Annotated in this window: 24 protein-coding genes; 8 read left to right on the forward strand and 16 right to left on the reverse strand. The window is 64.7% G+C overall.

Annotated features, from left to right (window positions below; translation table 11 throughout):
* Positions 1-629 precede the first annotated feature (629 nt).
* The 3 genes from ACQKOE_RS15410 to ACQKOE_RS15420 form a co-directional block, all read right to left on the reverse strand.
* On the reverse strand, positions 630-2,333 hold the full coding sequence (locus ACQKOE_RS15410) for a DEAD/DEAH box helicase (protein ID WP_427513596.1): 1,704 nt from the start codon (positions 2,331-2,333) through the stop codon (positions 630-632).
* Positions 2,334-2,405: 72 nt separating this feature from the next.
* Complete coding sequence (locus tag ACQKOE_RS15415; protein ID WP_427513597.1) at positions 2,406-2,897, reverse strand: GreA/GreB family elongation factor; 492 nt, start codon at positions 2,895-2,897, stop codon at positions 2,406-2,408.
* A 12-nt stretch (positions 2,898-2,909) separates the two neighbouring features.
* On the reverse strand, positions 2,910-4,787 hold the full coding sequence (locus ACQKOE_RS15420; protein ID WP_427513598.1) for an ATP-binding cassette domain-containing protein: 1,878 nt from the start codon (positions 4,785-4,787) through the stop codon (positions 2,910-2,912).
* Positions 4,788-5,054: 267 nt separating this feature from the next.
* On the opposite strand from ACQKOE_RS15420, the gene ACQKOE_RS15425 reads away from it, so the two are divergent.
* Positions 5,055-6,047: a hypothetical protein gene (locus ACQKOE_RS15425; RefSeq protein WP_427513599.1), complete on the forward strand. Its 993-nt coding sequence runs from the start codon at positions 5,055-5,057 to the stop codon at positions 6,045-6,047.
* Between the two features lie 88 nt (positions 6,048-6,135).
* Here the strand turns inward: ACQKOE_RS15425 and ACQKOE_RS15430 are convergent, their stop codons facing one another.
* The 4 genes from ACQKOE_RS15430 to ACQKOE_RS15445 form a co-directional block, all read right to left on the reverse strand.
* Positions 6,136-7,227, reverse strand: a complete 1,092-nt coding sequence (locus ACQKOE_RS15430; RefSeq protein WP_427513600.1) for a zinc-binding dehydrogenase — start codon at positions 7,225-7,227, stop codon at positions 6,136-6,138.
* Complete coding sequence (locus ACQKOE_RS15435; protein WP_427513601.1) at positions 7,228-7,758, reverse strand: cupin domain-containing protein; 531 nt, start codon at positions 7,756-7,758, stop codon at positions 7,228-7,230.
* An 18-nt stretch (positions 7,759-7,776) separates the two neighbouring features.
* Positions 7,777-8,589 (reverse strand): SDR family NAD(P)-dependent oxidoreductase, encoded by an 813-nt coding sequence (locus ACQKOE_RS15440; protein ID WP_427513602.1) that lies wholly within the window; start codon positions 8,587-8,589, stop codon positions 7,777-7,779.
* Positions 8,590-8,772: 183 nt separating this feature from the next.
* The gene (locus ACQKOE_RS15445; RefSeq protein ID WP_427513603.1) at positions 8,773-9,426 is read right to left on the reverse strand and encodes a TetR/AcrR family transcriptional regulator; all 654 of its coding nucleotides are present in this window, start codon (positions 9,424-9,426) and stop codon (positions 8,773-8,775) included.
* Between the two features lie 161 nt (positions 9,427-9,587).
* Here ACQKOE_RS15445 and ACQKOE_RS15450 point away from each other — a divergent pair, with 161 nt between their 5' ends.
* The gene (locus ACQKOE_RS15450; RefSeq protein ID WP_427513604.1) at positions 9,588-11,918 is read left to right on the forward strand and encodes a TonB-dependent receptor; all 2,331 of its coding nucleotides are present in this window, start codon (positions 9,588-9,590) and stop codon (positions 11,916-11,918) included.
* An 88-nt stretch (positions 11,919-12,006) separates the two neighbouring features.
* On the opposite strand, the gene ACQKOE_RS15455 is transcribed toward ACQKOE_RS15450, so the two are convergent.
* Positions 12,007-12,645, reverse strand: a complete 639-nt coding sequence (locus ACQKOE_RS15455) for a TetR/AcrR family transcriptional regulator (protein WP_427513605.1) — start codon at positions 12,643-12,645, stop codon at positions 12,007-12,009.
* Between the two features lie 76 nt (positions 12,646-12,721).
* Between ACQKOE_RS15455 and ACQKOE_RS15460 the strand changes: the two genes are divergently transcribed.
* Positions 12,722-14,269, forward strand: coding sequence for an acyl-CoA synthetase (locus ACQKOE_RS15460; RefSeq protein ID WP_427513606.1), 1,548 nt, complete (start codon positions 12,722-12,724; stop codon positions 14,267-14,269).
* Between the two features lie 104 nt (positions 14,270-14,373).
* Here ACQKOE_RS15460 and ACQKOE_RS15465 read toward each other — a convergent pair whose 3' ends face one another.
* From ACQKOE_RS15465 to ACQKOE_RS15485, 5 genes are all read right to left on the reverse strand, one after another.
* Positions 14,374-15,600, reverse strand: a complete 1,227-nt coding sequence (locus ACQKOE_RS15465; protein WP_427513607.1) for an acyl-CoA dehydrogenase family protein — start codon at positions 15,598-15,600, stop codon at positions 14,374-14,376.
* Positions 15,601-15,612: 12 nt separating this feature from the next.
* Positions 15,613-16,350, reverse strand: coding sequence for an SDR family NAD(P)-dependent oxidoreductase (locus ACQKOE_RS15470; protein ID WP_427513608.1), 738 nt, complete (start codon positions 16,348-16,350; stop codon positions 15,613-15,615).
* Between the two features lie 11 nt (positions 16,351-16,361).
* Complete coding sequence (locus tag ACQKOE_RS15475; protein WP_427513609.1) at positions 16,362-17,390, reverse strand: phosphotransferase family protein; 1,029 nt, start codon at positions 17,388-17,390, stop codon at positions 16,362-16,364.
* 217 nt (positions 17,391-17,607) lie between these two features.
* Positions 17,608-18,522: a PRC-barrel domain-containing protein gene (locus ACQKOE_RS15480; protein ID WP_427513610.1), complete on the reverse strand. Its 915-nt coding sequence runs from the start codon at positions 18,520-18,522 to the stop codon at positions 17,608-17,610.
* 100 nt (positions 18,523-18,622) lie between these two features.
* The gene (locus tag ACQKOE_RS15485) at positions 18,623-19,846 is read right to left on the reverse strand and encodes a S8 family serine peptidase (protein WP_427513611.1); all 1,224 of its coding nucleotides are present in this window, start codon (positions 19,844-19,846) and stop codon (positions 18,623-18,625) included.
* Positions 19,847-19,928: 82 nt separating this feature from the next.
* Here ACQKOE_RS15485 and ACQKOE_RS15490 point away from each other — a divergent pair, with 82 nt between their 5' ends.
* A complete protein-coding gene (locus ACQKOE_RS15490) occupies positions 19,929-20,417 on the forward strand; it encodes an RNA polymerase sigma factor (protein WP_427513669.1) in 489 nt (162 codons plus the stop codon).
* The gene (locus ACQKOE_RS15495; protein WP_427513612.1) at positions 20,414-21,124 is read left to right on the forward strand and encodes an anti-sigma factor family protein; all 711 of its coding nucleotides are present in this window, start codon (positions 20,414-20,416) and stop codon (positions 21,122-21,124) included. The genes ACQKOE_RS15490 and ACQKOE_RS15495 overlap by 4 nt, the downstream gene beginning before the upstream one ends.
* A 31-nt stretch (positions 21,125-21,155) precedes the next feature.
* On the opposite strand, the gene ACQKOE_RS15500 is transcribed toward ACQKOE_RS15495, so the two are convergent.
* On the reverse strand, positions 21,156-21,407 hold the full coding sequence (locus ACQKOE_RS15500; RefSeq protein WP_427513613.1) for a hypothetical protein: 252 nt from the start codon (positions 21,405-21,407) through the stop codon (positions 21,156-21,158).
* Positions 21,408-21,479: 72 nt separating this feature from the next.
* Between ACQKOE_RS15500 and ACQKOE_RS15505 the strand changes: the two genes are divergently transcribed.
* Positions 21,480-21,695, forward strand: a complete 216-nt coding sequence (locus ACQKOE_RS15505) for a hypothetical protein (protein WP_427513614.1) — start codon at positions 21,480-21,482, stop codon at positions 21,693-21,695.
* A gap of 30 nt (positions 21,696-21,725) precedes the next feature.
* Here the strand turns inward: ACQKOE_RS15505 and ACQKOE_RS15510 are convergent, their stop codons facing one another.
* The gene (locus ACQKOE_RS15510) at positions 21,726-21,932 is read right to left on the reverse strand and encodes a hypothetical protein (RefSeq protein ID WP_427513615.1); all 207 of its coding nucleotides are present in this window, start codon (positions 21,930-21,932) and stop codon (positions 21,726-21,728) included.
* Positions 21,933-22,052: 120 nt separating this feature from the next.
* Between ACQKOE_RS15510 and ACQKOE_RS15515 the strand changes: the two genes are divergently transcribed.
* Together ACQKOE_RS15515 and ACQKOE_RS15520 are read left to right on the forward strand one after the other, a co-directional pair.
* Positions 22,053-22,442: a nuclear transport factor 2 family protein gene (locus ACQKOE_RS15515; RefSeq protein ID WP_427513616.1), complete on the forward strand. Its 390-nt coding sequence runs from the start codon at positions 22,053-22,055 to the stop codon at positions 22,440-22,442.
* A 27-nt stretch (positions 22,443-22,469) separates the two neighbouring features.
* Positions 22,470-23,300: a 23S rRNA (adenine(2030)-N(6))-methyltransferase RlmJ gene (locus tag ACQKOE_RS15520; RefSeq protein ID WP_427513617.1), complete on the forward strand. Its 831-nt coding sequence runs from the start codon at positions 22,470-22,472 to the stop codon at positions 23,298-23,300.
* A 25-nt stretch (positions 23,301-23,325) separates the two neighbouring features.
* Here ACQKOE_RS15520 and ACQKOE_RS15525 read toward each other — a convergent pair whose 3' ends face one another.
* Positions 23,326-23,577 carry a hypothetical protein gene (locus tag ACQKOE_RS15525; RefSeq protein WP_427513618.1) on the reverse strand — a complete coding sequence of 84 codons (252 nt, stop codon included), beginning with the start codon at positions 23,575-23,577 and terminating at the stop codon, positions 23,326-23,328.
* Between the last annotated feature and the right edge of the window lie 58 nt (positions 23,578-23,635).

A 23,635-nucleotide genomic window follows, 5' to 3' on the forward strand; every position in this document is an offset into this window, starting at 1 on the left:
CTCCGGTTCCGCTTCGCTCCACCTGCGGTCACCCATGGCGCCGGAGGCAATCTTGCACTAACAATTAACGCGGACCACTCAGTGGGGGCCGGTCATCTGCATGGGCAACGCCCGTAAACAGCACGAAGCTGGCGGCGATGGCCGAGGTTGAGTTGCTCAGAAAACGGGACTTTTTCATCGGGTGCATCCTTGCTGGCGGAAAATCATTGCACCCCGACCCGGCGCGAAAACCGGCCGGGCCTTGGTGCAATTGCGGTCTGGCCGCGGAAAACTGATCAGGGTGAATCCCTAGAACATTAGACTAACAGTCTATTACGGGATATATTTTCTGACAATTCTGCTAAAATACGTACGCATTTACGTACGAAGGGACGTCTATCTACCTATAAATACAGTATCGCCGTAATTATACAGATAGAGGTCGCCAAAAACTGCGAAAACCAGTCGCTTTTAATGCTTAAGCCATGAAATGTTTTTAGCGCAGCTGCGAAGCCGGACTGGCCGTGTCCGAGATGCTGCGCTGCCCTCAAGCCACACGAAAGCAAGCCGCGATGAAGTCCATCGCGGCTGCCGGGCTCTAGGGATTGAAAGGAACGCCCCCTTACCAGGTAAGGGTAAGGGCAGGCCGATCAGCCGTTCGGCTTGTTCATCCGCTTGCGGTGCTTGAAATTGCGGTCGCGCGGCGGGCCGGGGCGCTTGGCGTCGCGATCTTGTCCACGGTGCGGCTTGCGCGGGGCTTCGCCGGGGGAATTGTCTTCCGCCAGGATGATTTCCACGCCGTCGTCCTCGCTGGCAGTGCGGCGCACGGCGGCCAGGAAGCGCGGGGCGATGGCGGTAGGTACCTCAAAGCGGCTTTCGTTGCCCAGGATGCGGATCGCACCGATCTCGCTGCGGCTGACGTGGCCCCGGCGGCACAGCAGCGGCAGCAGCCAGCGCGGATCGGCATTGTGGCGGCGGCCGACGTTGATGCGGAACCATGTGCTTGCTTCAAACCCGGGGCGTGGACCCTGCTGCGGCGGAGCTTCGCTGGCCAGCAGTTCTTCTGGCTCGGGCAGGCGGGTGCGATAGGCCTGGACCAGGGCGAGGGCGATGTCCTCGGCGCTGCGCTCCGCCAGCAGGCGCTGGGCGATGGCGGTGTCGGCTTCGCTCGGCTCGACCGGGGTAAGCAAGGTGGCCAGCAGGCGCTCGCTATCGGCGGCGCGGATTTCGTCGGCGGTGGGCGGGGAGAGCCACTCTGCCGGGATCTTCGCCCCGCGCAGCATTCCTTCGACCCGGCGGCGACGCGGATAGGGGACCAGCAGGATCGCCGTGCCCTTCTTTCCGGCGCGGCCGGTGCGGCCAGAGCGGTGCTGCAAGGTTTCCGCATCGCGCGGCACTTCGACATGGATTACCAGCGACAGGCCGGGCAGGTCGATCCCGCGCGCGGCCACGTCGGTCGCCACGCAGACGCGGGCGCGGCGGTCACGCAATGCTTGCAAGGCATGATTGCGCTCGTTCTGGCTATGCTCACCCGACAGAGCGACGACGGCAAAGCCGCGCTCGGTCAGGCTGGAATGGAGATGGCGCACATTATCGCGCGTGGCGCAGAACAGGATCGCCGTCTCCGCCTCGTGAAAGCGCAGCAGGTTGACCACCGCGTTCTCGATATCGGCGGGCGCAATGGCCATGGCCTGATAGGCGATATCGCCGTGGCCGCTGCTGGCATCGGCGGTGGAAATGCGCAGGGCGTTGCTTTGATAACGCTTGGCCAGGGCAACGATCGGCTTGGGTATGGTGGCCGAGAACAGCAGGGTGCGGCGGCCATCGGGCGTGGCGTCGAGCAGTTCTTCCAGGTCCTCGCGGAAGCCCATGTCGAGCATTTCGTCCGCCTCGTCGAGCACGGCTACGGCGAGGCCGGTCAGGTCCAGCGCGCCGCGCTCCAGATGGTCGCGCAGACGGCCCGGCGTACCGACGACGATCTGCGCGCCGCCATTCAGCGCGCGGCGTTCGCGCATCGGGTCCATCCCGCCGACGCAGGTAACCACCCGCGCCCCGGTGGGTTCGTACAGCCACGAAAGCTCGCGGCTGACCTGCATGGCCAGTTCGCGGGTCGGCGCGATGACCAGCGCCAGCGGCGTGCGGGCGGGCAGGATCTTGCCGTCCGTCCCCAGCATTTCCGGGGCCATGGCCAGACCGAAGGCGACGGTCTTGCCGGAACCGGTCTGGGCCGAAACGATGAGGTCGCGGCCCAGTGCCTCGTCTTCAAGCACGGCGGCCTGGACAGCGGTGGGAGCGGAATAGCCGCGCGCGGCAAGTGCATCGCCGAGCAGCGAAAAAGGAGTCTGGAAAGTCATGTTCTCACGATTGCTAGTGCAAACGGCCATACGGGCCGCGGGCGGACATTCTGGCCGCCGGATCGGGCCGCATTAGGCCTTTGTGGCGCCGGGGACAACGACAATCGCCAGAATCTCCAAAGCGTCTTCCTTGCCGGCGAATTCGCGCAGTTCGCCTACCTCCGCGCCGAGCAAAGCGCGGGCCAGTGGCGCGGAGAACGAAATCATCCCCGCTGCCGGATCGGCCTCGTCATCGCCGGTAATGGCCAGGGTGCGTTCCTTGCCGTTGTGGCGGAAGGTAACCTGGGTGCCGATTTCCACCGTCTCGCCATCGGGCTGGGGGACAAGTTCCGCCGTGATCTGGCGCGTCTGCCAATAGCGGAGGTCGCGCTTGGCCGCGTCGATCCGGCTCTGCTCCGCGCCCTGCTGGACCAGTTCGGCAATCTCTGCCTCCAGCGCGGCAAGACGCGCGTCAATCAGCGCCAGCCCGCGTGCCGTGACCAGGTTGGGGCCGGGCGGGATCGGAATCTCGAACTTGGGTTCAAGGTGTTCCTCATCCCCCTCGCGCCGGAAAGCCACGCTCATTGCTTCTGTCTCCTAGGCCACGATGGCTTCGAAGGCTTCGCTCGCCTCAAGCCAGGCTGCCTCAGCCGCTTCGATCTGCGTTTCGATAACGGCGCGGCGCTTCATTAGTTCAGTCATGGTCAGTTTCGCCAGGGCAGGGGCGGCGCTGGCGGGATCGAACATCGCCTGGTCAATCGCGCTGCGTTCTGCCGTCAGGCGCTCCAGCTCGGCTTCGGCCTTGCGGGCGCGCTTGCGCAGTTCCTGGCCTCTTTCACGCGCTTCGGCATTGGCCTTGCGCTGTTCCTTCTTGTTGACGCCGCGGGAGCCGTCATCCTTGCCAGCCGCAGCGGGTTCGCGGGCGAGGACGAAGGCGATGTAATCGTCGATCGAGCCGTCGAACTCCCGGGCCGTGCCGGAATCGACCAGGACCAGCCGGTCAGCAGTCATTTCCAGCATGTGCCGGTCGTGGCTGACGATAACGACCGCGCCTGAATATTCGTTGAGCGCCTGGACCAGCGCCTCGCGGGCGTCGACGTCCAGGTGGTTGGTCGGTTCGTCCAGGATCAGCATGTGCGGCGCATCGCGGGTGATCAGGGCGAGGGCCAGGCGTGCCCGCTCTCCGCCGGAAAGCTTGCCCACTTCGGTCGTGGCCTTGGGCCCGGCAAAGCCGAACCGGCCCAACTGCGCGCGGACTGCCGCTGGACTCGCCCCCGGCATGGCCAGCGTCATGTGTTGCAGCGGGGTCTCGCTGCGGTCCAGCTCTTCCACCTGGTACTGCGTGAAGTAGCCCACGCGCATCCGGCTGCTGGCGGCCATGGCCCCGTCCATGGGCGCCAGCTGCGCCGCGAGGAGGCGCGCCAGGGTGGTCTTGCCGTTGCCATTGCGGCCCAGCAGCGCGAGCCGGTCATCCGGGTCGATCCGCAGGTTCAGCCGTTGCAGCACTTTGGTCTCGCCATAGCCGACCGAGGCCAGGTCCAGCGTGATCAGCGGCGGGCGCAGCTCGTCCGGCTTGGGGAAGTCAAAGCTGAGCGAGGGATCGTCGATCAGTTCGGCGATCGGTTGCAGCTTGGCCAGCGCCTTGGCGCGCGATTGCGCTTGTTTTGCAGTTGAGGCGCGGGCCGAATTGCGCGCGACATAGTCCTGCAGCCGCTCGCGCATCGCGTCCTGCTTGGCCTTGGCCGAGGCAAGCTGCGCCTGCCGCTCTGCCCGCTGCCGTTCAAACGCGTCATAGCCGCCGGGGTAGAGCGTCAACTTGCCGCCAGACAGGTGCAGGATGTGATCGACCACGTTGTTCAGGAAATCCCGCTCGTGACTGACCAGCAGGATCGTCGCGGGGTAGGAACGCAGGAAGTCTTCCAGCCACAGCACCGCTTCCAGATCGAGGTGGTTGCTCGGTTCGTCGAGCAGCAGCAGGTCGGGCTGGGAAAACAGCAGCGCGGCCAGGGCGACGCGCATGCGCCAGCCGCCGGAAAAGCTTTCCAGCGGGCGGTTCTGGGCCTCCTCGTCAAAGCCCAGACCGGCCAGGATGCGCGCGGCGCGGGCCGGGGCGGAGTGGGCGTCGATCGCGATCAGCCGTTCGTGCACTTCGGCCAGCCGGTCGCCATCGGTGCAGCTTTCGCTTTCCGCCATCAACGCTTCGCGCTCGGTATCGGCGGCCAGCACGGTTTCGAACGGCGTTGCATCCCCACCCGGTGCTTCCTGCGCGATATAGCCAAGCCTGCTGCCGCGGGGCATGGCGACGCTGCCGCTGTCCGGCTCCAGCATGCCGGCAATGACCCGGACAAGCGTGGACTTGCCCGCGCCGTTGCGCCCGATCAGGCCGATCCGACCGCGCGGCGGCAGCTTTGCGGTGACATCGTCAATGATCGTCCGCCCGCCAAGGCGAACCGTAATTCCGGTCAGGTTCAGCATCCCGCGCGCCTAGCAGGACCGGCGCGCGGGCGAAAGCCATTGGGGTAAGGGCAGCGGATCCAGTGATCGAGAGGTGACTGTTGTTTGGGCGGCTGTTTGGCAGCTGGTGCTACTTTCCGTCATTCCCGGTGAGGGGTTTAAGTATTTTAATTTAAAACTAAACCCCCATAACAGAACGGGATTACGGGATGTAGGTATATTTCGGTAATTTCAAGCCGGTGCCTCAGTACTCTAATAGTCCCCGTGTCAAGCACCTGGGGATTTTCCATGAAAGTTATCTTCGCGTCCGCCATCGCCATTGCGGCTGGCACCATCTCTGCGCCAGCTTACGCCGACAGCACGATCTATGATGGATACGGGGCATTCGCCGCTGGCTACAATTCGCTAGATGGGGGTTCTGGCACCTATACCTATTGCTACGATGGGAACTGTGATTCCGGAACGGATGAAATACCTGAAAAGTACGATGGGCTTAACCTGAACGTTCGTACCAGCGTTTCAGTCCCGCTGGGCGGGGCATGGGGTGCCCAGGTTGATGGAGACTTCTCGCGTACTGTCTATGATGCCAATCAGGATTACGGCAAAGGGCAAAGCTTCACGCTAAAGTCGAATGAGTCGACCTTTGCCGGCCATGCGTTTGCGCGCAATGACAAGCGTTTGCTGGGGCTGTTTGTACAACGCACTTCGATCAACAACAACTTTGGTGTTGGTCGCGCGGTTTACTATGCCGGTGGTGAGGCCCAGGCCTATCTGGGCAAGGTCACGATGTACGGACAAGCCAGTTACGGTAGCCATGATTTTAAACCGCACGATTCAAATCTCGTCAATCTGGGCCTGCAACTGCGCTATTTTCCGCAGGACAACCTGAAACTGACGCTTGGCGGAAACTATCAAAGCGAAAAATTGACGCGGGATCAGGACTGGTTCAGTGCGGATTACTATTCCGACTCGAGCTGGAAAGAAAATCAAGAATACCTCGGATTTTCGTTCAGCGCCGAAAAGAAACTCAAAAAATCACGCGCAAGCATCTTTGCGGACTTTTCATACGGCGATCTGAAGACGAAATCCGAAGATACATACCGAAATGAGATTGGTTCCGGATCGGAGTCCTATCGCTCTGACGCGTCTCAAGTGCGTCTCATGATCGGGGTAAAGCTCAATTTCGGTTCGACGACCCTGCTCCAGCGTGATCGTTCCGGTGCCACGCTCGATCCGGCCCGCAACGGCTACTTTACCTACCAAGGCTATTACGCTCCCTGATTTCCCTGGATCGGGCAGAGGGACAGAATTTGTCCAGGCCGCGGTTCCAGAACCGGGCCTGGACGGTCTGTCCCACTGCCGACGGGATTCAACGCCAGGGCTCGACCACGATTTTGACGTCATTGCCGGGATTACCCAGCCGTTCAAAGGCTGCGGCGGTTTCGTTCAATCCCACCTGCCCGCTCAGGAAGATCGAAGGGTCGATCTCTCCTTCGCCCAGGGCTTGCAGCGTCTCGGCGAATTCGTCAGGCGTATAGGCAAAGACGAAGCTGAAGCGTAGCTGCTTGTTGATCGCCAGGACGGGCAGAATACGGTCGTCCTCGGCACAGGCGCCCACCACTACGACGTGCGCGCCGGGTGGGGCATTTTCCAGCAAGGACTGGAGCATCCCCGGAACGCCGACGCATTCAAAGATCACGGCATCGCGCAGGGACCGTCCGGCCATTTGCGCCAGTCCCATTTCCGCCAGCGTGGCCGGAACGTCAAAGCCCGACCAGGCGGCGTGGGGCGAGGTTTCGGCCGGGTCGACTACGATGTCCGCACCCAGCTGCTCGGCCCGGGCGCGGCGGGCGGGGGAAAAGTCGGCGGCAATGATCGGGCCGATGCCCCGCCGTTTCAGCGCGACGATAACGGCCAGGCCGATCGGACCGCAACCGATCACCATGGCCACCGAGCGCTCGCCCGGCGCGCCCACCGCAACCGCGTGCGTACCGACCGCAAGCGGTTCGGTCAGGGCAGCCGCTTCCGATGCCAGCCCGTTGGGAACCGGCAGAAGCAAGGCTTCGGTCAGGACCAGCCGCTCGGCAAATGCGCCGCGATAGCGGGTGGAAAAGCCGATCAGCTCCGGCCCTAGCTCGCTGAAGGCAAAGGGGGTGGAAACGACGCGGGTACCTGCCTTCAGGCGCTTGTCGGTGCCGGGGCCGTGATCTAGCACTTCGGCGCAGAATTCATGGCCCATGACCAGGTCCTGCGCTGGATCGAGCGTGTCCGCAGCACCGGAACGCCGGCCCATTTCGATGCTGTGCTCAAGGTGGTGGACGGCATGGAGGTCCGATCCGCAGATGCCGCAGGCCAGGGTCCTGGCTACAACCTGACCGGCGCCGGGCACAGCATCGGGCACGTCCGCAACCAGCAGACGCGGTCCGCGGCGAACCACGGCTTTCATGGTTCCCGTACTCATTCAGCGGGCGACTTCAAACGGACGGCGTTCTTCCGCCCACCTGGGATGGGCACTTTTCAGAGCGTCCACGGTCTTGTCCCAGAATGCCTGGGTCTTGCCCAGGAAGCGGATGTCGAAGTGATCCGCCGTGCGGAACTCAAGCACTTCCACCCCGTCCGAGCCGGGCTTGTAGGTATAGGGCACGTCGCTGCCGACGAAGAACCCATCTCCGGCGCCCAGCTGCTCGGTCCCGATCGTCAGCGATCCGGCCACGATGTAATAGAGGCAATCGGCATTGTGGCTGTGCAGCGGCAGGGGAAAGCCGCTCTTGAACCAGGCGTAGGTCAGGCTCATCCCGGGCATCGAGAACAGCATCTTCACGACGTTGCCATCGTTCGCACCGGCGGCGGCGGCGCGTTCGATCCCGTCGGCGATCAGCGGGGTGACGCCGACAGCTTCCATGCAGGACAGTTCATCGAAATCGGGCGCTTCGGCGGCGCGGTAAATGGCGAACCGGGGGGCAGCCTCGGCCTTGGCGGTTTCTGCGGTCATCCTATCCTCCTTGGTGGTTCAAGCTTCGGCGGCGCTGGCGGCAGCGGCCATGCGCGCGCGCAGATCGGGTTGGCCGGTGTGGGCGGTCAGGCCGCCATCGACCGGTACGGAAACCCCCGTGACGTAACTGGCGTCGTCTGAGGCGAGGAACGCAGCAACGGCGGCAATTTCCTCAGGCCGGGCAAAGCGTTTGGCCGGAACGACGCCTTCCCATTCGGCCTTCAGACCGGGAATGGCATCGACGCCGTTCATCAGGATCGGGGTTTCCACCGGCCCCGGGCAAACCGCATTGGCGCGAATGCCGTCCGCCGCGTGGTCGATAGCGAGGCTGCGGGTATAGTTGATCACTGCGGCCTTGGTGGCGTTATAGGCAGTAAAGCCGAAGTCCGCCGCCATGCCCGATGCCGATGCGGTGTTGATGATCGCGCCACCGCCGCGTTTGCGCATCTGGGGGATCGCCGCCCGGCAGCCGTAGAAGACGGCGTCCAGGTTGACCGCGACCACGCGGTGCCATTGTTCCAGCGGAAGGTCCGGCGTCAGGCCAAAGCAGCCGATCCCGGCATTGTTGTAAAGAATGTCCAGCCCGCCGAATTGCGCGACGCAGGCTTTGACCATGGCTTCGACAGCGACGGCATCCGAAACATCGACCTGGCGAAAGGCTGCCCCATCGCCCAGTTCGGCGGCGAGCGCCTCCCCGCCAGCCACGTCAAGGTCTGCGATCAGGACCGCGGCCCCTTCGCCATGCACCCGGCGCGCGAAGGCGGCGCCGATGCCCGATGCGCCGCCCGTGACGATGGCCACCTTGCCCGTGAACCTGTTTTGCTGGGTCATTGCCTCGCTCTCCAAACCTCAAGAGTCGAGGGCGCACTGCTTCACAATGAAGGCGGCATGCGCAGCTTGGGTCGCGTCACGAACGACCGCCCAGGCATCGACTCGATCCCAAATCCGTCCGGATTGCCCGGATCATTGCGGCAAAGAGGACAGAGAATCCGAAAGCCGTCAAACAAAAACTAATCAAGCTTGACTATTTTTGGCGCGGAGCCGTTCGCACAAGTGGCGATGTTCGGCGTGGAGCGCCTCGATTGCCGCCAGGATCATCGGGCGCGCGGGATCGAGCTTATATTCAATGATCAGGCCGCGGGTGCTAGCCAGCAGCATCCAGCCGTGCGGAACGTAAGCGGCGGGATCGGGCAGTCCGGCACCCTGCGCCAGGGCCAGAAGCGCCTCTGCCACCTGCAACTCGATCTTGCTGGTCACCGGAAGCAGGGCGTGGGCCAGATTGCTGTCCCACCGAGCCGCCAGCAGAATGTCGGTCAGAGCGAGGCCGCAGTCGCTGGCCTGGGTGGCCCACATGATTGCCGGGTAATCGGCAAGTCTTTCGAACGGGTCAGCGATGGCCAGGGCACGTTCGTCAGCATCGGCCATCACGGTGCGCATGGCATGTTCGGCCGTGGCTACGGTCAGTTCCAGACGCGTCGGGAACTGGTGGAGCAAGGAACCCCGGCTTAGGCCTGCTTCGGCCATGACATGTTCCACCGTGGTCGCTTCGAAACCTGAGCGAACAATGCAGGCGACCATCGCGCTGACGATGCGCAGGCGCGCGTCCATCCCCCGGCGGGTCAGCTTGCGCGGTCGCAATCGAACGGAATGATCAAGCAGGTCAGGCATCCAATCAACAGCTTGGCAGGATTGGAGCGAAGGTCAACCGCGCGGCTGCCGGGCATTGGTGCCGTACCGGCGCTAAATCAGGTTCGCCTTTGCAACCTGCCTTGACGGATCAGGAGGGCTTAACTAGTCATTTCTGACCAAAATAGAAAATGGAGAGGATAATGACCGTAAAGTCAGGGCTTTTTGCGTCCACGATCTACGTGGCCGCTGCCAGTGCGATTTCCCTTTTTCCCGCAACGGCCGCATCGGCGCAGGAAGCTGCTGCCGAACAGAGCGGTGGAATCGAAGACATCGTCGTCACTGCCCAGCGCCGTGAAGAGAACATGCAGGACGTGCCGGTTGCCGTGACCGTGGCCACGGCGGAAACGCTGTCGGAATCGGGCATTACGAATGTCACCAACCTCAACACCCTGTCGCCGAGCATCTCGTTCCGTGCGACCAACATGGCGTCCAGCACGTCGAACATCCAGATCCGCGGCATCGGCACCACCGGTAACGCGCGCACTTTTGAAGGCGCGGTCGGCGTGTTCATTGATGGGGTCTATCGCACCCGTTCGGGCCAGGCCCTGTCCAACTTCCTCGATGTGGAAAGCCTCCAGATCCTGCGCGGTCCGCAAGGTACCTTGTTCGGCAAGAACACCTCTGCTGGCGCGGTCCTGGTGGCCAGCGCCAAGCCCAGCACCAGCGACGTCGGCGTGAATTTCGAAACGTCTTACGCCAACTATGGCACCTATCTGGTGCGCGGCGCGCTGAACGTGCCGCTTTCGGACAAGGCCGCCGTGCGTGTCGCCGCTGTCGGTTCGGGCACGGATGGCAATATCCGCAATCCCAACGGCGGCTGGACCAACAAGAACGACGATTGGGGTGTGAAGGCCCAGATCCTGCTTGAGCCGACCGACCGCCTGACGCTGCGCCTGATCGGGGACTATGCCAGGTCGGTGGGCGATTGCTGCTATGGCACGGTTGACTTCAACGCGAACACCGCACCCACGCAGGGCTATATCGACTACCTCTCGCGGCTCAACGGCCTGACCCCGCCGTCGCGCGACATCACCAAGCGCGAAGCCGTGGTGAATCCCTACACCGACAACCGGATCAAGGATTACGGCGCAACCCTGCACATTGACTATGAGCTGGGCAACGGTGCGCTGCGTTCGGTCACGGCCCTGCGCCGTTACAACGTCATGAACGAGCAGGACGCCGACTTCTCGGGCGCGACGATCATGAACAACGTCGAGACGTTCAATTCCAAGTTCTTCTCGCAGGAATTGACCTATACCGGCGAGATTGAGGGCGGGCTGAACGTCAACTACGTGATCGGCGGCTTCTTCTCCGACGAAAAGCTGAACATGAACCGCGACCTGTGGCACGGTTCGCAGGCCCAGTCCTATTGGGACCTGGTCTTCGCTTCCCCCGCAGCACCGGGCGTTACCTTGGCCGACGTGCTTGGCGCACCGGATGCCAGCGGGTTTGACGGCAAGGGCTATTTCGGTTCGGAACGCTTCAACGGTACGGCCCGTTCGCTCGCCGCGTTCACGCACTGGGACTTCAAGGTCTCGGACCAGTTCAACGTGATCGCCGGCGCGCGCTACACCAATGAACGCAAGACCGGCGCGGCCGTGTTCCACGCCATGAATCCCAGCGATCCGCTGGTCCTGCTGGGCGTGATGCCGGGCGCGCCCTACAGCCAGAAGGTCACCAACGAAGCGTTGAGCGGAACCGTGGGCCTGCAATACAAGCCCAACGACGACGCGATGCTCTATGTCACCTACAATCGCGGCTTCAAGGCAGGCGGCGTCAATCTTGACGTCAACGCGTTCGGCGTGCTGGGCAATGTCGGCGCCGATGCCACGGCGATCTACAAGCCGGAAACGATCGACGGGTTTGAAGCCGGGGTCAAGCTGGACTGGATGAACGGCTTTGCCCGGACCAACGTCGCGGTGTTCCACAACTCCATCACCGACCTGCAGGTCGCGCAGTTCCTGGGTCTGCGCTTTGCCATCGTCAACGCGCCCAGCGCCAAGGTCACGGGTGCGGAAATCGAGCAGACCTTCAAGCTGTCCGACAACTTCACGCTGAACGGCGGTCTGACCTGGCTGCCCAAGGCGAACTACGGCAATGACGCTATCATTGGCACGCTGGCGAACCGCCGATTCTCGACCGCGCCGGAACTGGCCGGGAATGCCTCACTGAGCGGCGAAGTGCCGGTCAGCGACGCCTTGGCGGTAACGGGCCGCATCCATGTCCAGTACACGGGCGAGGTGTTCACCAACCCGGTTACCAGCAACACCGAGCGGGCCTATGCTCTGGTCGATGCCAACCTGGGCCTGAAGTCGTTGAACGCCCACTGGCAGATCGATGCCTTCGTGCGGAACCTGTTCAACACGACCTATGTCACGTCGCACTTCAACACGCCGCTGCAAACGGGCGATATCAACGCCTACCTCGGCGCGCCGCGTACCTACGGCGTGACCCTGCGCGGCTCGTTCTGATCCAACCGTCCACTCACTTGCCCCGCCGGCCACCGGAACCTCCGGCCGGCGGGGATTTTTTATGCCTGCCGCCGCTGGAGCCACCAGATCAGTCGCAGGTCAGCATTCCGGCCAGCGAGCGCGAGATTTCGGTCAGGGTGCTGTCCGAACTCCACATGGGGTGGGGGCGAGAGCGGTCCGCCAGTTCACCTTCCCGGCCAGCCAGGATGCCGCCCAGGGCCGCGCCCATGAACAGCAGGCGCTGGTTGACCCGTTTGCGTGGCAGATCGGGCATCAGGCGGCGGATGTGCTCGAAGCAGCGTAGATAGCCAGAATTCCAGCGCCCCTCCAGCGCGGCCATGAACAGCGCGCGGTGGGTGAGGCCCAGCATCACCACGAAGCGGTTATAGCATTCGCCCCATTCGGGGGGATCGGGATTGAGCGAGGTGCGGACCAGGCCCTCGACCGCTTCCAGCACCGTGTGCGGCCCGCCGTTTGCTTCTGCCGCATCCAGCCAGCGGTTGCGCTGCACGTCGATCAGGCGCGCGCCATCGACGATCAGTTCGCGCACCAGTTCTTCCTTGGAGCCGAAGTGATAGCCCACGGCGGCGTGGTTCTTCTGTCCCGCAGCCTCGGCGATCTGGCGCACGGTCACGCCGTCGATCCCGCGCTCGGCAAACAGCTTGAGCGCCACTGCTTTCAAGTGTTCCGCCGCTTCTGAGCGGGCATGATGCGCCGGTTCGTGCATGGTTCGGTAATAGCTTGACTCGCCCGCGCGTCAAACCGCATTATCCAAATGGATAAACCTTGGGACAGGAGCCGGCATGGGGTGGATCAAAAGCGGCAAGCGGACATTCAGCGCTGAAGAGTTCGATCTGCGGGCCCGCCGCGCCGCCACGGTCGTATCCGGTTTCGGCCTGGCCCGGGGCGACGGCGTGGCGCTCTACCTCAGGAACGACATCGCCTATTTCGAAGCGGTGTTCGGGGCCGGAATGCTGGGGATCTATCCGGTGCCGGTGAACTGGCATTACACCCCTGACGAGGCGAATTACCTGCTGACCGACAGCGGGGTCAAGCTGCTGCTGATCCATGCCGATCTGTATGAACCGGTCAGGCACGCGATCCCCGATGGTCTTCCGGTCGTCATCGTGGAAACGCCGGAGGAAGTGCGCGCCGCCTATGGCCTTGCCGCTGCGCCGCCGCCGTCGGGACTGCCCTTGTGGCGCGACCTTGTCGAAGGGGCTGAGCCGTGGCTGGGCGAAGCGGGAATTGCGCCCAGTTCGATCATCTACACCTCTGGCACCACCGGACGCCCCAAGGGAGTGAAGCGCGCCGCCTTTACCGAAGAGCAGAATGAGGCGGTCAGCTTCATGCTCGGCTGGTCCTATGGCTATTCCGAAGTGCTGGCCGGACAGCGCGATCCCGCGACCATCACGACCGCCGTTATAGGCCCGGTCTACCACTCGGCCCCCAATGCCCATTCGGCCTTTTCGATCCGAATCGGCGCGAACGTGGTGGTCTGTCCGCGCTTTGACGCCGAGGAACTGCTCGCCCTGATCGAGCGCGAGCGGATCACGCACCTCAACATGGTGCCAATCATGTTCAACCGGCTGCTGCGCCTGCCGGATGAGGTGAAGCGCAAATATGACCTGTCCAGCCTGGAATTCGTCACGCACGCGGCGGCACCATGCCCGCCGCCGGTAAAGCGGGCGATGATCGAATGGTGGGGGCCGGTGATCTGGGAATATTACGGCTCGACCGAAATGGGCAACGTGACCTGCCTGTCATCGGAAGAATGGCTGGCGCATCCCGGGTCGGTCGGCCGGGTCATGCCGGGGGTTACCCTTCGCGTGGTTGGTCCCGATGGCCAGGACGTCGCGCCGGGCGTGGTTGGAGAAGTGATCGGCAAGGGCCGCCACGGCACGGACTTCACGTACCAGAATGCCCCGGAAAAGCGCGCCTCCATGGAAAAGTACGGCCTCGTGACGCCGGGCGACATGGGCTATTTCGATGCCGACGGATTCCTCTACCTGTGCGACCGGATCAACGACATGATCATTTCCGGCGGGGCGAACATCTATCCTGCCGAGATCGAGGCCGAACTGCACAAGCTGCCAGGCGTGGCGGACTGCGCCGTGTTCGGCATTCCGGATGAGGAATTTGGCGAAAGCGTGATGGCGGTGGTCCAGCCGATGCCGGGCGCGGCCCTGACCGGTGAAGGCCTGCGCGCCGAATTGAAGAAAGTGCTGACCAGCTACAAGGTGCCGCGCCGGATCGACTTTGCCGAAAGCCTGCCGCGCGAGGATTCCGGCAAGATATTCAAGCGCAAGCTGCGCGAGCCCTTCTGGGCGGGACGCGAACGGCGGATCTAGGTTACCGTCATTGCGAAACGCCGCGAGGCAATCCAGGCCGGTTTCAGCGGCACTGGATTGCCTCGTCGGCGTCCGCTCCTCGCATGGACGAGCGGAGCGGCTGATTACCGCTCGTTCATCGCGACATATTCCTTGATCTTCTGCTTGCCGAGCTGGCTCATGTGCACTTCGTCCGGGCCGTCGGCGATGCGAACAAAGCGGTTGAGCGTGAAGAAGCGCGCAATCGGGGTATCGTCCGACACGCCCATGCCGCCGTGCACCTGGATGGCGCGGTCGCACACGGTCTGCGCCATTTGCGGGGCGACCACCTTGATCGCGGCGATCAGGTCCTTGGCCACCTTGTTGCCATAGCGGTCCATGGCGTCTGCCGCCTTGAGGGTCAGCAGGCGGGCCATTTCGATTTCGCAGAAGCTCTTGGCCACGTCCTGACGGATGCTGGACTGGTCGGCCAGCTTCTTGCCGAAGGCGACCCGGCTGTCAGCGCGGCGGGCCATGATTTCCAGCGCGCGCTGGGCCTGTCCGATGGAGCGCATGCAGTGGTGGATGCGGCCCGGCCCGAGGCGGCCCTGCGCGATCTCGAACCCGCGCCCTTCGCCCAGGATCAGGTTTTCCTTGGGCACGCGGACATTCTCGAACCACAGCTCGCTTTCGCCGCCGGGCGAGTTGTGGCTGCCGAACACCGTCTGGTGGCGGACGATGGTGATGCCCGGCGTGTTCGGTTCGACCAGGATCTGCGAGTGCTGGGCGTGGCGCGGGGCATCGAAATCGGTCTTGCCCATGACGATCCAGATGTCGCAGCGCGGGTGCATGGCGTTGGAAATCCACCACTTGCGCCCGTTGAGCACATAGTCGTCGCCGTCCGGCGTGATCGACAGCTCCAGATTGGTCGCGTCGGACGAGGCGACCTGCGGCTCGGTCATGACATAGGCGGAACGGATGGTCCCGGCGAGCAGTGGCTTCAGCCACTTTTCCTGCTGCTGCGGGCTGCCGAACTTGGCCAGCACTTCCATGTTGCCGGTGTCCGGGGCCGAGCAGTTGAATACCTGGCTGGCCCATGGCACGCGGCCCATGAGTTCGGCCAGCGGGGCATATTCGAGGTTGGTCAGGCCGGGCGAGAATTCGCCATATTCATGCGGGAGGAACAGGTTCCACAGGCCCTGGGCATGGGCCTTTTCCTTGAGCGCTTCCATGCCCGGCCATTCCTTCCAGATGTTCGCCGGATCGGTCACGAAGTCGTGATAGGCCTGCTCATTGGGGTAGATGTGCTCGTCCATGAAGGCACTGACCTGCGCCAGAAGGCCCTTCACCTTGTCGCTGTGTTCGAAATTCATGGTTCAATCCTTTCAGAGGGACAGCCCGCCATCGACGATCAGCGTGTGACCGGTGACGTAGGAGGCGAGCGGGGATGCGAGGAACACGGCCGCGCCCGCCATGTCGGCGGGCAGGCCCATGCGGCGCTGCGGGATATTGGCCAGCGCGCCGGCCAGCCGGTCGGGATTCTGCGTGGTCACCTTGGTCAGCTTGGTATCGACCAGGCCCGGCGCCAGGCCGTTGACCCGGATCCCTTCCGGTCCCCAGGCCTGGCCCAGGGTCTTGGTCAGGCTGATCGCTCCGGCCTTGGACGCGGCATAGGCGGGGTTGCCGATATTGGCCTTGAGGCCCGAAATCGAACTGACGATGATCACGCTGCCCTGCGATTCCAGCAGTTGCGGTTTGCACAGGCGCGCGATGTGCATCAGGCTGTCCAGGTTCACGGCCATGACGTGATCCCAGCCGGGCCGTTCGAATTCGCCGCGGCGATAGACCACGGTGCCCTGGCACATCACCAGCACGTCCAGTGTGGGGAAGGGCAGGGGCGCCGCCGCGATGGCGTCGGGATCGCTCACGTCGACGCAGGTATAGCCCAGGCCCGTCAGGTCCGATCCTTCGGCGGGATCATAGTCTGCCGCAGTGGCGCGGGTGCCCCAGACGTGGACCTGGGCCCCGCGCTGGCGAAACCCGTGGGCAATGCCATTGCCGATCCCGCTGGACCCACCCACGACCAGCACGGTCTTGCCGGTAAAATCAGTGTCGCTGTGCAATATCGTCTCCATCAGCCAATGCGCCGCAGCGCGCGTTCGAACAGGTACAGGGTATGGGCATGGAGCCGGTTGCCCACTTCGCGCGGAGCCTTCCCGGCGCAGGCGCGGGCGTGGGTGCCTTCCAGGATGATGCCCAGCTTGTAGCAGGCCAGCACGGCGAACCAGTCAAAGTGGGCAAGGTCGCGTCCGGTCTGCGCGCCATAATGCGCAACCAGTTCGGCGGGGCTGGCAAAGCCGTCCCACGGCGTGATCGCCACGTCCGTTGCGTGCGGGGTTGCGCCTTCGGGCCAGGTGGCGACCAGCCAGCCCAGGTCGAGCAGGGGATCGCCCAGAGTGCACAGTTCCCAATCGACCACGGCGGCCAGTTCCCCGCTATCGCGCCGGAACAGCACGTTGCCGAAGTGGAAATCGCCGTGGATGATCCCGCCCTGGCAGCTTGCGGGCCGGTTCGCTTCCAGCCAGCGGCCAACCTTGTCAACGCCGGGAATGGCCGCCGCGCCGGTCCAGCCGGGCAGGTCGGCATAGCTGGCCAGCTGCGCGGCCCAGCGGCCCACTTGCCGCTCCAGCCAGTTGTCCAGCTTGCCAAAATCGGCCAGTCCCAGCGCGGCATGGTCCACCTTGCTGAGCGCCGCGATGGCATCCACCATGGCAAAGCCCATGCGGCGGCGCATGGCGGCATCACCGGCGTGCGGCTGGAGCAGGCCCTGGGTGGGATTGAAGCCGTCAATCGGCTCCATCAGGTAAAAGGCCGCGCCGATCACGCTGTCATCCGGGCAGGCCGCGATCAGGCCGGGGTGGGGCACATCCGTTCCGGCCAGCGCGGCCAGAATGCGCGCTTCGCGGCGCATCGTCTCGTTGGAATTGGCCCGCAGCACCGGAGGCGGGCGGCGCAGGATGTAAGCGCGCCCCGCGCGGGAAAAGCGCAGCAGGATGTTCTGTGTCCCGCCGGAGAGATATTCGATCCCCTCCAGCGGCCCGGTGCCCAGTCCCTGCCGGTCCATCCAGACCTGCAAGGCTGCCAGGTCTATCCGACCGTCCACGCCATTCCCTCGCCCAATGATTTATCCATCTGGATAATGCGAGTGGCGTAGGAGGGAGTCAAGGCGTTATTGGCAGGCGCCAGAAGCGGGCCTAGGAGCGGGCCCAGAAGCAAGCCATGCCTGCACCACAAAATTGATCCCTGCCGCTCATGCAAGAGCAGCAGGGATCACGCGGACTGGCAGCGGGGGGCGGTGCGCCAGTCCGGTAGAACAGAGCTTATGCGGTGGGCCGGGCGCCCTTGGCTTCCCTGGCCTTGTCGGCGTTGCGCTGCCCCTTGCCCGCAGGGGCGGCCTTGGACGCCGCCTGGTCATTGCGGGCTTCCTGACGCAGCGCGCCTTCGCCCATGGCCGAGATCAGGGCATTGCCACTGACCGCGAAGTTGTCCGCCGGAACGGTGGCGAGGCCATCCTTGGTCTGGACGATCACGGCATAGACATGGCCCGCTTGGTCAGTAACCAGCTGGCGCACCTTGCCGATGCGGTCCCCTTCGCCATCGAGTACCGGCATGGTCGGCGCGACGGAGAGCGTGCCCGAACCACTGGCTGCGGCGCTACCGGCGGCGACCAGCTGGCCCGGAGCGCCGATCACGCTACCTGCCGCAGCACCCGATCCACCAGCGCTTCCAGCAGCGGAGCCCGCACCCGATGCGGCCCCCTGCGCCGCTCCGCGAGCCTGCGCCCGGCCAGTGGCGACGAGCGAACTGGTCGTATCGCGGGTCTGCTGCACAGCGCCGCGCACGGCGTCAGTGCCGATCAGGCTGGCCGATGCGGAGCCTTGCCCGGATGCGGAACCCGAACCCTGCGCCGATCCGGCGGCGGAACCCAGCGGGCTGGCCAGGAGCGATCCGGAATTGCCGTTGGCGGCGGCGTCCGCACTGCGGTTCGCCTCGACCTTGCCAGAGCGGCGATCAACCTTGTGGCTGCCCCGGGAAGAAGCGGATGCCTCACCTGATCCGCGCGTGGTCGATCGGACGGATTCGGTCGTGCTGCCGATGGTGGAATTCAAGGTCGTGCCGATATTGCCGCCCAGGCTACCGCCGATTCCGCCACCCAGGCCTCCACCCAGCAGCTGGGCATGGGCCGGCGCGGAGACAAACGCGAGTGCGGCGGCGGAGATAAGAAGCTTGTGCATGATCTCGATCCTTTCCTGCGATTGCGGATGGTCCGATCCATCCGCTCATCCAGGAAACGGACCCCGCCGCCGGTTTAATCCACGCGGCGCGAAAATTTTTTCAGCGCGCGGGTCGACAGGCGCTGCACAGCAGCCCGCGCCCGTAGAGCTTGTCCGGCCCGCGTGCCCCCAGATCGAGCGCTTCGGCATCGAGGTGGGGGCGCCAGGCGGGGCCCAGATCCAGTGCCGCCGCCAGCCGCGCGGCAACCAGCGGCGCCGCATAGGAGGTGCCGCGAACCGGACCGGCGCGGCCAGCGGCGTTCTGCGCCCAGAGGTCCGCCCCGGGCGCCGCATAGTCGAGATGCAAGGCGCGCCCTGCCTCGATCAGGGGGCGGTTGCGCCGATCCACCCCGGTTACCGAGACGACATTGTCGTAAGAGGCGGGATAGGCAGGCGGCGCTGCGGGTCCGTCGTTGCCGACCGCCGCAACGATCACCACCCCGCGCTGCTGCGCCGCGCTGACTGCGCGGGCAAGCACCGGGTTGCGCGGGCCGACCAGGCTGATCGTCACGACCTTCGCCCCGCCTTGCGTCAACCAGCCCAGCGCCCGCGCAATCGCCAGGGCGTTCCCTCCGGCCGGGTCGCTGCCATAGACATCGGCCAGGCGGACATCCCGGACGCCTGCGGCCGACAGCAGGGAGACTACCGCGCTGCCGTGGTTGCTGGCGCGCGGCGCACCGCTGGCAAAGCCACGTTGCATGCGGACCGGCGCGGCGCTGCCGACACCGCCGTCGATCACGCCAACGCTCGTGGAAATCGTGCGGCTGCTGACACCGCGCGCTGCGAATGCCGTTGCGCGTGCCGCGGTCCCGGCGCCCAGATGCAGGTTGTCCGCGCTGATCGTCGCTCCGGGTAGAAGCTGCTCCAGCTTCGCCTGCGCCTTGCCCAGCGGCAAACCGGGCGGAACGGCCAGGCGGATGACGGCAAGGTCAAGTCCCTCGACCGTGGTTCGCTCGATCACCGTGAAGCCCGCAGCGATTGCCTGGGCCAGAGCGGCATCGTCCACGTCCATGACCAGCAGCTCGCCGCGCCGGGCGAGATCGCCAAAACGGTCGCGTTCGATCCTGTCCCGATTGTCGCGCAGCAGGCGGTCCAGCGCACGCTCACGCAGTTGCAGCAGTTGTGCTGCCCGCGCGCCGACCTGGGCGTCGAGCGTTTCCAGCACGCCATCGACTTGCACGCCGGGAAGCTGCGGCAGCGGCAGTTGCGGCACGGCCAGTTGCGCTGTGGCTGGTCCGGCCAAGGCTATCGCGGCGGAAATGGTCCAGAGGGCTTTGCGCAGCATGGTTCACCTTTTAGCGGGAATTTGCATTAATCATGGATGAAACGGACAGTTCCGGACGTTTCATCCATGAAAGGCACAGAACCTGTCTGATTCGTTTGAACGTGACCTGCTGGCACTTCTGCCCCGGCTGCGGCGCTTTGCCGCCGGGCTGGCCGGTAGCGTGCCGGACGGGGACGACCTGTGCCAGATGACTCTGGAGCGCGCGCTGGCCAATCGCGACAAGTGGCAGGCGGGCACGCGTCTCGATAGCTGGATGTACCGGATCATGCGCAACCTGTGGATCGACGAAGCCCGCTCCCGCCAACGCCGCGGCCAGACCTTCATGGAGGAAGAGGCGGGCCTGACGATTGGCGCGGACGGAGCGCAAGAGGCGAAAGTGGAGCTGGGCAACGTGGACCGCGCGATGAGCAGGCTGCCCGCCGAACAGCGCGAGGCGGTGTTGCTGGTCATGGTCGAGGGCTATGGCTACCGCGAGGCGGCAGAGATCATCGGCTGTCCGGTTGGCACGCTCAATTCCCGGCTGGTGCGTGGGCGCGATGCCTTGCTGGCCGAACTGGGAGGACTGCAATGACGCTATCCCGCGAAGAACTGGCCGCCTTTGCCGATGGCGAGCTGCCCCCACAGCGCGCCGCGCAAGTGGCGGCTGCGGTGGCGGCGGACCCGGAGCTGGCCCGGCAGGTAAAGGCCCATCAGGATCTGCGCGCGATGCTGGCCGGTCACTACGACCCGATTGCCGGGGAGGCGGTGCCGGATCGTCTGGCGAACCTGCTGCAAGATCCCGCCGCGCGCGAACCGGCGGCGGCCACGGTGGCGCAAATCGGCGATGCCCGCGCCAGACGCGCCGCGCGCGCCGTGCCGCATTGGCGCTGGCTGGCGGGGCCGGCTCTGGCGGCGTCCTTGGCGCTTTTGCTGATCAACCTGCCGCGCGAAGAGGCGGGCGATGCCTATGCGGACAAGCAGCTGGCGGCAGTTCTGGACAGCCGGCTTAGCGCCGATCCAGTCCCGGCGGGAGAGCCGCAAGTGCTGCTCAGCTTCAACCGCGAAGGCGGGGAACTATGCCGCGCTTGGGCCGGGCGGTCGAATTCCGGCATTGCCTGCCGCGATGGCCAGGGATGGCGGATCGTGCGCAAGGGCGGGGCAGTGGCCGCTGAGCAGCGCGATTACCGCCAGGCAGACAGCGCTGTGGGCGACATGATGGCCGCTGCGCAGGATATGGCCGTGGCTGGCGCGCTCGATCCCGAGCAGGAGGCGCAGGCCCGGAAGAACGGCTGGCGTTGACCCCGGCCGGGCGATGTCCAGCGTCTTCAGGTCAAGATTCTGCTGATCCGGGGTTCAATGACGCTGCGATCTGTTGCTCCGCTGCGGTCGCTTCGGCGGCCAGGTCGCGCAGGGCCTGCGCCATATCCTGCATCAAGCGGGTGCTGACGGGTCGCTCGCCATTGGCGAAACGCCGCAGCGCGCGCTCGTCGATGCCCAGCCGCCGCGACGCGGTGGTGACGCCGCCCAGCACCTGGATGCAATAGGCAAAGTGCTCGGACAGGGGCTCAGCCGGGGATGACACGTTCTTGGACTCCAATCTTGCTGGGCACCTGAGCGGTGGCGCCTTCCGGTCCGGTCTACTACAGGATCGGGCATGGCTGTCACGAACGAAGACGAACCGGCCCTCGCCCGCGCGCAGAGGCGGTTCCTGCGGCGCATCTACAATGGGCGGACCCAGCCCATCCTGGTCAATGGCAAGCCGTTCCTGACCTACAAGGAAGCGTGCCAATACCTCCTGTCGCTGGAGCAGGAACCGCGCGAGGCCGCCTATCAGGTGATGAAGGCCCAGGCCAAGTCTGCCTCCGATTAAGGAAGGCAGGCCCGCCAGGACCGATGCGCTTCAATCCTTCGGCTTCACCGTAACCCAGATATCGATCGGCGCGATGAACTTGCCGGGGGCGGGCTTGCCCACGTCGATCCGCTCTGCCGTTACCAGTTCGCCGGTTTCAAGGTTGAAGCTGATCCACGGCTTGGGCATCCGTCCGAACTTCATTTTCTGGATCGGGCGTCCGGTGGCGGTATTCATGATCGTCGCGATAATGCTCATGGGCGCGCCGCTACTGGCGGGGCGGGTGGCTTGTCCAGTCGGAGACAGGACCTATCGACAGCCTCTCTAGCCGCACTGCGCTGTTGACGACCGGTGCGTTTTATCGCGAAGGGGAGGGCGATGACTGCGTCCACCGAACTTGCCATCCGCCTGCGCCGCGCCGCGTTCAACCGGGCACTTGCCGAAGCGGACCTCGCCGCGATCGGGCCGCTGCTGGCGCCGAACGTGGTCATGGTCACCGGCTCGGACAGTGCGGTCATTGCCGGACGCAAGGCGCAATTGCTGGCGTGGAAGCGCGAGTTCGCAGCCCGCGCCCGCACGACATATGTCCGCACGCCGGAAACGATCACTGTCTCGACGGTGGAGCCGATTGCGCTGGAACAGGGCAAATGGCAGGGCACTTCGGCGGCCAGCGGGGAACACCTTGCCTCTGGCGACTATTCGGCCAAGTGGCGCAAGTCCGGCGGGGACTGGGTGATCGAGGCAGAGATTTACGTTACCCTTGCCTAAGGGCAGGACGCAGGAACCCGAACTTAAATGAACTATCGCCACTCCTTCCATGCGGGCAACAGCGCCGATGTGGTCAAGCACAGCCTGCTGATCGCGCTGGTCCGGGCCTTGCAGCAAAAGGACAGCGCGCTGACCCTGATCGATACCCATTCCGGCTGCGGGCTCTACGACCTTGGCGGGGATGAAGCACAGCGCACCGGCGAAGCCGCGCAGGGCGTGTTGCGGGCCTTTGCCGATACGAACCCTTTGCTCGATGACTACCGTTCCGCCGTACGGGCCGTGAATGGCGGGGGAGGGCCGCACCTTTATCCTGGATCGCCGCGGTTTCTGTCGCAGTTGCTGCGCCCGCAAGACTTCCTGATCCTGAACGAGAAACACCCCGAGGACGTTGCTGCTCTGCGAAGCGCGATGCGCGACACCCCCGCTGCCGTTCATCACCGCGATGCTTATGAGCTGTGGCTGGCAATGGTGCCGCCCCGCACTCCGCGCGGCGTGGTCGTAGTCGATCCGCCCTATGAGCAAATGGACGAGCGCGCCCGGATCACGGCCACCCTGGCCGCCGCCATGCGCAAATGGGCGCACGGCGTGACGGTGATCTGGTTTCCGTTGAAAGACCGCGCCACCCATACGCGCTGGAAAGAGAAGTTGGGCAAGCTCGGCATCCCGAAACTGCTGTGCGTGGAGCACTGGCTGTACGATAGCGATCAGCCCGGCATCTATAACGGCGCGGGCCTCTTTTTCGTCAATCCGCCCTACGCCTTCACCCAGGCGCTGCCCCCTCTGCTGGAAGCCCTGCGCGCCGCGCTGGCGCCCGAGGGGCACAACGGAGAGATCACTAACCAATGGCTGGGGGACTGAACGCAGCGCCACCCAGCGTGGCCGCTCAATTCCTCGTCGCGTTTTCCGCCTGCATCCGAGCGAGCAAAAGCTCGATCTCGTCCGGATTGAGCAACCAGGTGCGCGATTTGCGATCCGCACGAAAGGTCGGCCGGGTCAGGAGCATCCGCGCCTTCTGCTGCGCCTCTGGGGTCAGGATGGCAAAGTGCTGGACGCAGTCGCGGACCGTGCTGATGCTGGGCGGTTTCCCGTCGAGGTCTATCAGAGTCGCGGGCTGGTCCCAGGGAATGTCGAGCATGGAAGGTCTGCTTTCGTGAGCGGGGCGGGTTTCACGCACTTCTGCGGGCGGTCCGGAT

This window comes from Novosphingobium sp. NPDC080210, from assembly GCF_050281025.1.
In the GTDB taxonomy this organism is placed as follows: domain Bacteria; phylum Pseudomonadota; class Alphaproteobacteria; order Sphingomonadales; family Sphingomonadaceae; genus Novosphingobium.

Bases quoted from the DNA above. Each gene is read 5' to 3' on its own strand.
- ACQKOE_RS15410 (WP_427513596.1), bottom strand. From the start codon at position 2,333: ATGACTTTCCAGACTCCTTTTTCGCTGCTCGGCGATGCACTTGCCGCG.
- ACQKOE_RS15415 (WP_427513597.1), bottom strand. From the start codon at position 2,897: ATGAGCGTGGCTTTCCGGCGCGAGGGGGATGAGGAACACCTTGAACCC.
- ACQKOE_RS15420 (WP_427513598.1), bottom strand. From the start codon at position 4,787: ATGCTGAACCTGACCGGAATTACGGTTCGCCTTGGCGGGCGGACGATC.
- ACQKOE_RS15425 (WP_427513599.1), top strand. From the start codon at position 5,055: ATGAAAGTTATCTTCGCGTCCGCCATCGCCATTGCGGCTGGCACCATC.
- ACQKOE_RS15430 (WP_427513600.1), bottom strand. From the start codon at position 7,227: ATGAGTACGGGAACCATGAAAGCCGTGGTTCGCCGCGGACCGCGTCTG.
- ACQKOE_RS15435 (WP_427513601.1), bottom strand. From the start codon at position 7,758: ATGACCGCAGAAACCGCCAAGGCCGAGGCTGCCCCCCGGTTCGCCATT.
- ACQKOE_RS15440 (WP_427513602.1), bottom strand. From the start codon at position 8,589: ATGACCCAGCAAAACAGGTTCACGGGCAAGGTGGCCATCGTCACGGGC.
- ACQKOE_RS15445 (WP_427513603.1), bottom strand. From the start codon at position 9,426: ATGCCTGACCTGCTTGATCATTCCGTTCGATTGCGACCGCGCAAGCTG.
- ACQKOE_RS15450 (WP_427513604.1), top strand. From the start codon at position 9,588: ATGACCGTAAAGTCAGGGCTTTTTGCGTCCACGATCTACGTGGCCGCT.
- ACQKOE_RS15455 (WP_427513605.1), bottom strand. From the start codon at position 12,645: ATGCACGAACCGGCGCATCATGCCCGCTCAGAAGCGGCGGAACACTTG.
- ACQKOE_RS15460 (WP_427513606.1), top strand. From the start codon at position 12,722: ATGGGGTGGATCAAAAGCGGCAAGCGGACATTCAGCGCTGAAGAGTTC.
- ACQKOE_RS15465 (WP_427513607.1), bottom strand. From the start codon at position 15,600: ATGAATTTCGAACACAGCGACAAGGTGAAGGGCCTTCTGGCGCAGGTC.
- ACQKOE_RS15480 (WP_427513610.1), bottom strand. From the start codon at position 18,522: ATGCACAAGCTTCTTATCTCCGCCGCCGCACTCGCGTTTGTCTCCGCG.
- ACQKOE_RS15485 (WP_427513611.1), bottom strand. From the start codon at position 19,846: ATGCTGCGCAAAGCCCTCTGGACCATTTCCGCCGCGATAGCCTTGGCC.
- ACQKOE_RS15495 (WP_427513612.1), top strand. From the start codon at position 20,414: ATGACGCTATCCCGCGAAGAACTGGCCGCCTTTGCCGATGGCGAGCTG.
- ACQKOE_RS15505 (WP_427513614.1), top strand. From the start codon at position 21,480: ATGGCTGTCACGAACGAAGACGAACCGGCCCTCGCCCGCGCGCAGAGG.
- ACQKOE_RS15510 (WP_427513615.1), bottom strand. From the start codon at position 21,932: ATGAGCATTATCGCGACGATCATGAATACCGCCACCGGACGCCCGATC.
- ACQKOE_RS15515 (WP_427513616.1), top strand. From the start codon at position 22,053: ATGACTGCGTCCACCGAACTTGCCATCCGCCTGCGCCGCGCCGCGTTC.
- ACQKOE_RS15520 (WP_427513617.1), top strand. From the start codon at position 22,470: ATGAACTATCGCCACTCCTTCCATGCGGGCAACAGCGCCGATGTGGTC.
- ACQKOE_RS15525 (WP_427513618.1), bottom strand. From the start codon at position 23,577: ATGCTCGACATTCCCTGGGACCAGCCCGCGACTCTGATAGACCTCGAC.